Annotated in this window: 11 protein-coding genes; 6 read left to right on the plus strand and 5 right to left on the minus strand. The window is 65.4% G+C overall.

Annotated elements, in window-relative coordinates; genetic code table 11:
• Positions 1-77: 77 nt before the first annotated feature.
• The 3 genes from AC099J_RS31315 to AC099J_RS31325 all read right to left on the minus strand — a co-directional run bounded on the left by AC099J_RS31315 (position 78) and on the right by AC099J_RS31325 (position 1,780).
• On the minus strand, positions 78-431 hold the full coding sequence (locus AC099J_RS31315; protein WP_479619222.1) for a hypothetical protein: 354 nt from the start codon (positions 429-431) through the stop codon (positions 78-80).
• 243 nt (positions 432-674) lie between these two features.
• Positions 675-1,532 carry a transglutaminase-like domain-containing protein gene (locus AC099J_RS31320; protein WP_479619223.1) on the minus strand — a complete coding sequence of 286 codons (858 nt, stop codon included), beginning with the start codon at positions 1,530-1,532 and terminating at the stop codon, positions 675-677.
• Positions 1,533-1,594: 62 nt separating this feature from the next.
• Positions 1,595-1,780, minus strand: coding sequence for a DUF1328 family protein (locus AC099J_RS31325; RefSeq protein WP_479619224.1), 186 nt, complete (start codon positions 1,778-1,780; stop codon positions 1,595-1,597).
• A gap of 198 nt (positions 1,781-1,978) precedes the next feature.
• On the opposite strand from AC099J_RS31325, the gene gstA reads away from it, so the two are divergent.
• Both gstA and AC099J_RS31335 read left to right on the plus strand, forming a co-directional pair.
• Complete coding sequence (gene gstA / locus AC099J_RS31330) at positions 1,979-2,587, plus strand: glutathione transferase GstA (protein WP_479619225.1); 609 nt, start codon at positions 1,979-1,981, stop codon at positions 2,585-2,587.
• Between the two features lie 231 nt (positions 2,588-2,818).
• Positions 2,819-3,922 (plus strand): alkene reductase, encoded by a 1,104-nt coding sequence (locus AC099J_RS31335; RefSeq protein WP_479619226.1) that lies wholly within the window; start codon positions 2,819-2,821, stop codon positions 3,920-3,922.
• Positions 3,923-4,008: 86 nt separating this feature from the next.
• Here the strand turns inward: AC099J_RS31335 and AC099J_RS31340 are convergent, their stop codons facing one another.
• The gene (locus AC099J_RS31340; RefSeq protein WP_479619227.1) at positions 4,009-4,572 is read right to left on the minus strand and encodes a bactofilin family protein; all 564 of its coding nucleotides are present in this window, start codon (positions 4,570-4,572) and stop codon (positions 4,009-4,011) included.
• Positions 4,573-4,844: 272 nt separating this feature from the next.
• Between AC099J_RS31340 and AC099J_RS31345 the strand changes: the two genes are divergently transcribed.
• Positions 4,845-5,591, plus strand: a complete 747-nt coding sequence (locus AC099J_RS31345) for an aspartate/glutamate racemase family protein (protein WP_479619228.1) — start codon at positions 4,845-4,847, stop codon at positions 5,589-5,591.
• Positions 5,592-5,606: 15 nt separating this feature from the next.
• Here AC099J_RS31345 and AC099J_RS31350 read toward each other — a convergent pair whose 3' ends face one another.
• Positions 5,607-6,587, minus strand: coding sequence for a recombination-associated protein RdgC (locus AC099J_RS31350; RefSeq protein ID WP_479619231.1), 981 nt, complete (start codon positions 6,585-6,587; stop codon positions 5,607-5,609).
• Positions 6,588-6,797: 210 nt separating this feature from the next.
• Between AC099J_RS31350 and AC099J_RS31355 the strand changes: the two genes are divergently transcribed.
• The 3 genes from AC099J_RS31355 to AC099J_RS31365 all read left to right on the plus strand — a co-directional run bounded on the left by AC099J_RS31355 (position 6,798) and on the right by AC099J_RS31365 (position 8,667).
• Complete coding sequence (locus AC099J_RS31355; RefSeq protein WP_479619229.1) at positions 6,798-7,334, plus strand: Spy/CpxP family protein refolding chaperone; 537 nt, start codon at positions 6,798-6,800, stop codon at positions 7,332-7,334.
• Between the two features lie 147 nt (positions 7,335-7,481).
• Positions 7,482-8,264, plus strand: a complete 783-nt coding sequence (locus AC099J_RS31360; RefSeq protein WP_479619232.1) for an endonuclease/exonuclease/phosphatase family protein — start codon at positions 7,482-7,484, stop codon at positions 8,262-8,264.
• Positions 8,265-8,460: 196 nt separating this feature from the next.
• Positions 8,461-8,667, plus strand: a complete 207-nt coding sequence (locus AC099J_RS31365) for a hypothetical protein (protein ID WP_479619230.1) — start codon at positions 8,461-8,463, stop codon at positions 8,665-8,667.
• Positions 8,668-9,480: the final 813 nt, after the last annotated feature.

The following is a 9,480-nucleotide window of genomic DNA, read 5'->3' on the forward strand; positions in this document are numbered from 1 at the left end:
ACGACTGAGATACATTGAACACCTCGCTTGCGCGCAACCCCCGCGCGTCCACGATGGCGCTGAAACGCCGTCCACGATCAGCCTGAAACAGGCGTCCACGATCGCTGAAATGCGCAGGCCGAGGAGGCGCGGCCCACCAGCTTCAGGAATTGAGCGGGGATTGGCACATGCCCGCGCTGCTGGTTCGAATCGACGCTGGGGCCGAACCCATCGCGTGCCAGTTTGTCCGCGATCTCCTGCGCATACACCGAGCGCGCGATCTGTGCCTGGCTGGCCACGACCTCGGCGATCGCCAAGGCCTGGTGCTCCACCGTCTTGTTGACGGCATCGCGCACCACGAGAAAGCCCAGCACGCATGCCAGGCCGAAGACACCGACGAGCACGCCCAGCGTCCTCGAACCCAGCCCGACTGCGACAGATCCAGCTGACATCGCGCTCCCTCATGGTCGAGCTGACGTTCAGCATGGCAGGTGGCGCGGGGCGCAGCGCACCCTCGGCGCCCGCATGTCCATACTGTTTACGCAGCGCGGCCATTTTAGGAGCGCTCCCGCCTACAAGCGCGCACAACGCAGCAAAGCCGCCCTCGATTCAACGGGGGGCGGCGTGTGGGCTGAACTTGCGTCTGGGCTGCCTTGAGTGGGTCCTCGTTGGGTTACTGCTGGAAACTGGGCGGGTCAAGCCACGATGCGCAGCGGCCTCACGACACCGCGCGCCACTGTTGACGGCGATGGCGAGTCCGCGCCCATCTCCGTCTCGCGCACGGTGATCTCCTTGTTGCTCAGGGTGGCGCCGCCAAACAGAGTGGCGAACGCCACGTCCTTGGCGTCACGGCCGGTGCCCACGCGGACCAACCGCTCCACCGGTGCCATGCGGGTCGGATCGAACAGCACCCATCGCCCGCCGACCCAGGCCTCGAACACGGCATGAAAATCCTGTGGCGGCTCATCGAAGAACACATAGCCGGACACCAGCCGCGCCGGAATGTTCAAGGCACGGCAAAACGTGATGCCGAGGTGGGCGAAATCGCGGCACACCCCCTTGCGCTGCACAAAGATCTGCTGAGCCGTGGTCGTGGCGTCGCTGGAGCCGGGCACGTACTCGATGTTCTCGTGGATCCAGTCGGCGACCGCCTGCCCCCGCGCCAGACCAGGTGCGGTCTTGCAGAATTGCTTCTGAGCGGCATTGCCGAGCAGGTCGGATTCGCAATACCGGGTGGGTGAGAGAAAGTGCAGTACCTCGTCCGGCACCTCGTTCACGGGCGATTCACGCAGGTCGGCAGGCGGCGTCACGTAGCCCACCTCCACCAGTGCCTCGTAAGCAATGGTCACCGGGCCGGGCGTTGCGTCGAAACGCACGAACCGATTGCCCTTGACCTCATCGCAGTAGTCATGGAGCGGCAGTGCCGGCTCAATGAGCAAGCGCTCTTCGCGCACATGCTGATCGGAGTGACGGCCCGCTTGCAGGTGCAGGCAAAAGTGGGTCGGTGCGCTCACCTCGTAGGCAAGCTTCACCGAAACGCTGGACAACAACATGGGATGTACTTGCGTGGAAGGCGCCGCGCGGAACGCCGCGAGGGCGGCGGCCCGCCCGGTGCTCAGTCCAGGATCTTTTTGGCTGCGCCAACACCCAGAAGGGCGAGCACCACGAACACCACGGCGAGGATCAGGAACAGCCCGAACAACACCTTGGCAATACCGGCAGCGCCAGCAGCCACGCCGCCGAAACCCAGACCGCCCGCGACCAATGCGATCAACGCAAAAATGATGGCCCACTTCAACATCGTCGAACTCCTTGCACGGCGGCGCCGCAATATGGAAGCACTGTAGGCAGCCAGCCCGAAAGGCAGGATCGGCCGCCAGCGCCGAGGGCTGTAGGACAATGGCGCGGCCCTTCGCGGCCGCCTGTGGCAGGGTGCACACGGCGCCAGAATGTGTGGCTCAACCCCTCTCCAAGAACCACTTCCAACAAGGACCATGCCATGAAGCTGTACTACTCGCCCGGCGCCTGCTCGCTGTCTCCCCACATCGTGCTGCGTGAAGCAGGCCTGGCCTTCGAGCCCGTGAAGGCACCGACCAAGACCCACCAGCTGGACGACGGCACCGACTACTACAGCATCAATCCGCTGGGTTACGTGCCGCTGCTCGAGCTGGACGACGGCACCCGCCTGACCGAAGGCCCGGCCATCGTGCAGTACATCGCCGACCAGGCACCGAACAAGAATCTGGCCCCGGCCAACGGCACGTTGGCACGCTACCGGCTGCAGTCGCTGCTGAACTTCATCGGCACCGAGCTGCACAAGGGCTTCAGCCCGCTGTTCAACCCCGCCACGCCCGATGCCTACAAGACCATCGCACGCGAAAAGCTGATCTCACGCTACCAGTGGGTCGACGATCAGCTGGCCGGCAAGGAATATGTGGCGGGCGAACATTTCTCGGTGGCCGACGCCTACCTGTTCACCGTGACCAGCTGGGCCAAGCACGTCGGCGTGGACTTGTCGGCCTACGCCAACGTCGCCGCCTTCATGGCCCGTGTGGGCGCGCGCCCCGCCGTACAGGAGGCCCTGAAGGCCGAAGGTCTCGCGAAGTAGACAGCCCGCGGGCGGCGCCGCCGCTTGCGCCTGTCGCAGAAAGAGCCGTGCAGGGAATCCGGCGCGCCGCAGATGCCGCTGTGGCGACGCTGTAGCTGACGCAACAGGCGCCGCCGCCGCTTGGCGTGGCCGAGCCCTTGCGCATCGGCACAGCGGCCCCACCTGCTCCCAACTTTCTACCGCGCGCATGATCTGCCGGCGCGCGGGTATCTCCATATCACCGGAACACCCATGCCCTCTTTGTTCGAGCCGACGGATGTCGGCAGCCTGCACCTCGCCAACCGTGTCGTGATGGCACCGCTCACCCGCAACCGCTCGCCCAACGCGGTCCCCGGTGAACTGACGGCCACCTACTACCGACAGCGCGCCAGCGCCGGTTTGATCGTCACCGAAGCCACCGCCATCAGCGCTCAGGGCCAGGGCTATGCGGACGTGCCCGGCCTGTACGCTCCCGAGCAATTGGCCGGCTGGCGCAAAGTCACCGAGGGCGTGCACGCCGCGGGCGGCAAGATCGTCACGCAGCTGTGGCATGTCGGCCGCATCTCGCATGTGGACCTGCAGCCAGACGGCCAGGCGCCCGTAGCGCCATCGGCCCTCGCCGCCAAGGCCAAGACCTACCTGGTCAAGAACGGCCAGGGCAGCTTTGCAGACACTTCGACCCCGCGCGCGTTGGCCGCCGACGAGTTGCCGGGCATCGTCAACGACTACCGGCACGCCGCACGCGCTGCCCGCGAAGCCGGCTTCGACGGCGTGGAGGTGCACGGCGCCAACGGCTATCTGCTGGACCAGTTTCTCAAGCTGGGCGCCAACCACCGCACCGACCATTACGGCGGCAGCATCGCCAACCGCGCACGCCTGATGCTCGAGGTCGTGCGTGCCGTGGTGGCCGAGATCGGTGGCGGCCGCGTGGGGCTGCGCATCTCGCCGGTCACGCCGGCCAACGACATCTCCGACCCGGATCCGCAGCCGCTGTTCGAGCACCTGCTGACCGAACTGGCGCCGCTGGGCCTGGCCTACATCCACGTGATCGAAGGCGCCACGGGTGGCCCGCGCGACATCGCCGATCGCCCGTTCGACTATGCGCGCTTGCGCCATATCTATCGCCAGGCTGGCGGCAAGGCAGCCTGGATGGTCAACAACGGTTACGACCGCGCGCTGGCCGATCAAGCACTCGCCCAAGGCGTCGACCTGGTGGCCTTCGGCGTGCCGTTCATCGCCAACCCGGATCTGGTGCGCCGGCTGCGCGAAGGCGCGCCGCTGCAACCGGTGGACAAGACCACGCTGTACGGAGGCGGTGCCAAGGGCTACACCGACTATCCAGCGCTCACGAACTGACGCGTTGACGCTCTCCATGCAAAACGCCGGCTCGAGCCGGCGTTTTGCCGTGAGGCCTGACGCGCGCGTCCGGCTGCTGCGAGAGACTACTTGGCGCTGGCTTTGGGGCCAGCACCGAAGCTGACTTCACCAGACAGCTGGCCGCCTTCTTCGATCACGACCTTGCCGTAGCGGATCTTGCCGGTGACCTTGCCGGTGGCGTAGATCGTGAGCTTCTCGCGCACCACCAGGTCGCCGTCGAAGCCGCCGCGGATCTCGGCCAGATCGACCTCGGCGGAGCCCTTGAACGCGCCCTGCTCGGCGATCTGCATCATCCGCGAATCCATGGTCGCCTCGACCGTACCCTCTACGACCAGCGTGTCGCAGTCGGTGATCTCCACGCCCTTGAGCTTGATGTTCGGGCCCACGATCAGCTTGCTGCCCGGCTCCTGGGGCGCGGCGGCCTGGGGGGCGGTGGTGCCGGCGGCAGCGGTGGAACTGGTCGTCATGGGTTCTGTGCGGGTGGTGGCAGCGGTGGGCATGGAAGGCGCAAACGCATGGGTTGACCCCGACGAAGCCGTGCCTGCCGTGGAGGCACCAGGCAGCGTGCTGTTGCGGTTGTTCGCCAGTTCGTTTTCGCGCTTGCCAAAGAAGGGGGATTGCAGGGCCACGGGCATACTCCGGATAAAGCTACATGCTAGCGGCGTCATGAGGAAAAACGCGCATACCCGCATGCAAGTTATGTAACGAAACCATCGGTCAGCGGGCCAGCTCCGCCGTCGACGAGCCAAAACCGGCATGCGGCCGCGCCAATCTGGGGACGTACGCGCACCCACGCGGCCAGGCACGAGCATCTGGATCTGCTGGACGCACGCCTCCAGTTCAGCCCGCCTGCAGACGAAGGCTTGGACCTTGCAGCGGTCTTCGCGGTGTAATCACGACCATGCGCCATCTGCTGGTTCTCAACCCCAACACATCCACCGTCGTCACAGCGTTGCTGCAGAAGCATGTGCAGGCCGCCGCAGGCCCGACTGTGCAGGTTCGCAGCGTGAGCGCGCGCTTCGGTGCACCCTACATCGCCTGTGAAGCCAGCTATGCGGTGGCCGCGCACGCTGCACTGGACGCGTGGTCGACGGCACTGGCCGAGCCCGGTCGCGCGCAGCCCGACGCAGTGCTGATCGGCTGCTTCGGCGATCCAGGTCTGTTCGCATTGAAAGAGGCCAGCCCCGTGCCGGTGACCGGCCTGGCCGAAGCCGCCTGTACCGAGGCCGCGCAGCACGGGCGGTTCGTGATCGTGACCGGCGGTGAGCGCTGGAAGCCGATGCTGCAGCGTCTCGCGCTGACGCTGGGCCTGGGTGATGCGCTGGTCGGAATCCAGGCCGTCGCCCCGACCGGCGCCGAGTTGGCTGCCGACCCCATCGGCGCGCGTGCGCTGCTGGCCCAAGCCTGCCGCGACGCTGCACGCCGTTGGAATGCGCAGGCCGTGGTGGTCGGTGGTGCAGGCCTGGCGGGCGTGGCGGCCGACATCCAGGCCGAGGTAGGCGTGCCCTTGATCGACAGCGTGGGGGCCGGCACGCGCCACGCGCTTGGCCTGCGTCCCGCAACGGACGCGCGGCAGCGCGCGGGCTTCGATGTGCAATGGAGGGGCGTCTCTGCCGAGCTGACCGCGTTGGGCAGCGCCGGGCGCTGAGCCGCTCGGCCAGCCTCAGAACGGTGCGTCGGCTGTGTCCGGCGTCGTGCGGGCCCCGTCTGCCTCTGCGGCTGCGGGCGGCGGCGTCACGTCGGCAGCCACACCGATCTCCACCTCGCCCCCCAATGCCATCAGCAGATCTGGCAGCAACTGGCCGATCTCGCCCGTGGCAATCGCCGCATCGGCGTCGAAGCCGTCTTCCTTTTCCTTGGACGTCTTCTCGAACACGCCGTCCTGGAACACCAGCTTGCGCAGCTGCATGCTTTCGGTCAGCACGAAGGAGACACGGTCGTCCCAGGTCATCGCCAGGCGAGTCGGCAGCTTGCCCTCGCTGATGTGCTGGCGGATCTCCTCAATGTCCAGCGCGTGGTGGGCATAACGCACAGCGGCCTTGGAGTCGTCCACCGCTTTCAACTCACATTCGCGATCGATCGAGAAGCCGGCCGGTGGCTGCTGGGTGCTGAGCCATTCAGACATGGCCGCCGTCGCCGAAGTGGCAGTGTGCAGTTCATGCACGGCCAAGCCGTCCAGCACCTTCACCAGCGCGGTGATGACTTCATCGGCCCGGCCCTGGCTGGCGGCGTCGACCACCAGGCGCCCTGCCTGCACGTCCAGCCACACGGCAACGCTGCCGCGCTTGGTGAAGGCCATCGGCAACAGGCTCAGTTTGGCCTCGTCACGCAGCTCTCGCGTCTCCTTCTTGCCGGGCTTGCGGCCGGTCGCGGCCTCGATCTCCAGCGCGCGCTCATCGGCCTTGCGCTTGACCACGGCGGCGGGAACGGCCTTGCTCTCCACCATCAACTTCATCAGGTACTGGCCGCCGATGGACTCAACCAGCGCGCCGTGTTCTTCGCCGCGGGGTGGCACCCAGCCGGCGGAGCGTTCCTGGGTCGCCCCGCACGCCACAAAACGCTCCTTGTCCAACGCATCTTCAATCTGCTCAACCGTCGCCGACCAGCCGGCCCCCAACCTGTACACCATCACGTTCTTGAACACAGCGCCCCTATCCATGTCGTTGCAAGCCGCCCGCCGGGCGGAAAAAGCCGCGTATTGTCGTCCAGCACCTTTGCGCGCCCGAGTCCTCTCAATTCCTTGCACGGTCTTTACAAATGCGCATCGGGCCTGTACGGCTGGGATACATCCGCCGGCCACACTGCACCTGCAGCCTGAACACGGCGCTGCTGACACACTGAAAAGGAAACCTGCATGACCTCGTTCAAGATCTCGTTCCAACGCCTGCTGCTCGCTGGCATCGTCGCCGGCACAGCCGCCACGGCCACTGCACAGACCACTTCGCAAGCACAGGCCAATGCCCCCGCCACGGCGCAAGAGCACCGTGAGAACAAGGGCCACAACATGCGTGGGCAACGCGGCCCGGCGGACCGCCAAGCGGCCATGGCCAAGCGCCAGACCGAACTCAAGCAGCAGTTGCAGATCACGGCCGCCCAAGAGCCGGCGTGGAACCTGTTCACCGCCAGCATGCTCCCCGAGGGTCGCCCTGGCGCTCATAAGAACCACGAGGCGATGAAGGCACTGACGACGCCACAGCGCATCGAACACATGCGCGCGCAGCGTGCCGAGCGGGATGCCGCCATGGACCGCCGTGCCGATGCCACGTTGAAGCTCTACGCGGCACTGACGCCCGAACAGCAGAAGGTGTTCGACGCTCGCAGCATGCGCCATCACAAGCACGGCGCGCATGGCGGCCCACGTGGTTCGCACCCCATGCCGCACAAGGGCTGATCCGCAGCGCGCAGCAAATCGCGTCCAGACGCGGCACCGGGTGTACGCTTGCACCGCGTACGAAGATCCGGTGTCTGGCGGGTGTCCTACAGGTCCGGGTCGATTGCTACGCTACAACGTGTGCATCGATTTCCGGACACGCTATCCATGCTGAACAGCACCATCACGACCGCAGAGACGGCCGGCACCAAGATCAAGGTGTTGACGGTCAACATCCACAAAGGCTTCACTTCATTCAACCGGCGCTTCATGCTGCACGAACTGCGCGAGGCCGTGCGCCACGTGCACGCCGATGTGGTGTTCCTGCAGGAAGTGCTCGGCACACACGCTCGGCATGCCGAACGACTGGCCGACTATCCAGAAGCACCGCATTACGAATTTTTGGCCGACGCCATCTGGCCGCAGTTCGCGTATGGCAAGAACGCCGCGTACCCGCACGGTCACCATGGCAACGCGGTCCTATCCAAATTCCCAATCGTCCACCAGCAGAACCGGGATGTCAGCATCACCGGTCCGGAGCGCCGTGGCGTTTTGCATTGCGTGCTGGAGATCCCCAACCGCAAGGAGCACGTGCACACCTTCTGCGTGCACCTCGGCTTGCGCGAATCGCACCGTCGCGAGCAGCTCGGCCTCCTGGCCACAATGATCGAGAAAGAAGTGCCTCCGACGGCGCCTGTGATCGTGGCAGGCGACTTCAACGATTGGCGTCGTCGCGCGCACGGAATCCTGGAGAAGAACGCTGGCCTGCGTGAGGTGTTCGTCCACGCACATGGTCAATCAGCCAAAACGTTTCCGGCCAAGTTCCCGATGCTGTCGCTGGACCGCATCTACGTGCGCAACGCCAACGCCCACTCGCCCCTGGTGCTGCCGGGCGAACCGTGGAACCGGCTGTCCGACCATGCACCACTGGCTGCCATCATCGAGGTGTGATGGTGCTCGGCACCCCCGCAGCACTGGCCGTGTGATGTGATATCGACCAGCCTGCGGCTGAGTGTGGGCAGCGCTATTGGCCCCGACTCGGCATGGCGCGCATTGGCGCCCGCATCACAGACAGAGCGCGCGCAGGCCCACGCCTGTCTTCCGCTCGCAGAGGCTTGGACACGCCGCACCTGGAGCGCTCATCCCCTTGCGCGGTGGCAGCGGCTTCACGATTGAAATAGCCAATGCTGGTGTGGCTGCGACCGGCGCCTCCGGCGCGCTGCGCGAAGCGCGCACGGCTGCTCCTGCAACTCTTGAACCGACCGGCCCAGCCTACATTGCAATGACCGTGACCGACAGCGGCGTGATCACCGCCGCGCCAAGTCGGCGCACGACGCATTGCGAGGCTGACTGAGCCTGCTTCGCACTGGGAACCGAACGCGCGCGGCCGCAGCCTGTTCGTCCACGCCCCTGAACTACCCCATATCACCTGCATGGCTGCAGTGCGCGCAGCAGCGCTGTGTGGACTCGTCCGCGCCAAGCGATGAGGCCACCCGCCAGCCTGTCGCGCGTACTCTTCACGACGGAGGTAGCCCGTCAATCACACGTACAGACCTTGGCGCCTGCTGAGCCATCCGAAGGGTCGTCACGGGCTTTCAAGCCACTCGACCCAAGAACCCTGTGGATAGATCGCGCACAACCTGACACTTATCCACAAGAGGGAGGCCGCATCAAAAGTTGTTCATATTTCGGGAGCAACCGAAAGCACGGTCACACACAGCCGCGCGCCAACGTCAGCGCGTTGTTTTCAAACCCGAAATCCACCTTGCCCACAGGACGGGCGATCCTCTACTACTACAACTATTCTGAAATAGAACAAGTAGAGAAGAGATAGCGAGCACCCGTGTCCTGAAACATCTCCACACCTACCTGCAGGAAACTTCCGCCTGGCGCGAACGCGCCGAACCCTGGATGGCGCGGGAACGCCGCGGGGACGGCGCGCTGCAGTTAGCGAACCAAAGCCCGGTACGGCTACCCGATCGTCCCCACACGCTCGCTCCCGCTACAGCGCAGCGCTGCTCTGGGCCAACCGGCCGCAAAAATTTTCCTTCCCCTGCTCAAAAGCTGTTGTATAGTCGAGGGCTTCGCTGCTCACGGCGCAGGTTCTTCGGGAAGCTTCTTCCAGAAGGTCCGGCAAAAAAGAAAAGCGAAAAAATTTGACGAAGAC

This window comes from Rhodoferax sp. RT4P68 (genome assembly GCF_056521305.1).

Coding starts and splice junctions, on each gene's coding strand:
- AC099J_RS31315 (WP_479619222.1), bottom strand. CDS start 431: ATGTCAGCTGGATCTGTCGCAGTCGGGCTGGGTTCGAGGACGCTGGGC.
- AC099J_RS31320 (WP_479619223.1), bottom strand. CDS start 1,532: ATGTTGTTGTCCAGCGTTTCGGTGAAGCTTGCCTACGAGGTGAGCGCA.
- AC099J_RS31325 (WP_479619224.1), bottom strand. CDS start 1,780: ATGTTGAAGTGGGCCATCATTTTTGCGTTGATCGCATTGGTCGCGGGC.
- gstA (WP_479619225.1), top strand. CDS start 1,979: ATGAAGCTGTACTACTCGCCCGGCGCCTGCTCGCTGTCTCCCCACATC.
- AC099J_RS31335 (WP_479619226.1), top strand. CDS start 2,819: ATGCCCTCTTTGTTCGAGCCGACGGATGTCGGCAGCCTGCACCTCGCC.
- AC099J_RS31345 (WP_479619228.1), top strand. CDS start 4,845: ATGCGCCATCTGCTGGTTCTCAACCCCAACACATCCACCGTCGTCACA.
- AC099J_RS31355 (WP_479619229.1), top strand. CDS start 6,798: ATGACCTCGTTCAAGATCTCGTTCCAACGCCTGCTGCTCGCTGGCATC.
- AC099J_RS31360 (WP_479619232.1), top strand. CDS start 7,482: ATGCTGAACAGCACCATCACGACCGCAGAGACGGCCGGCACCAAGATC.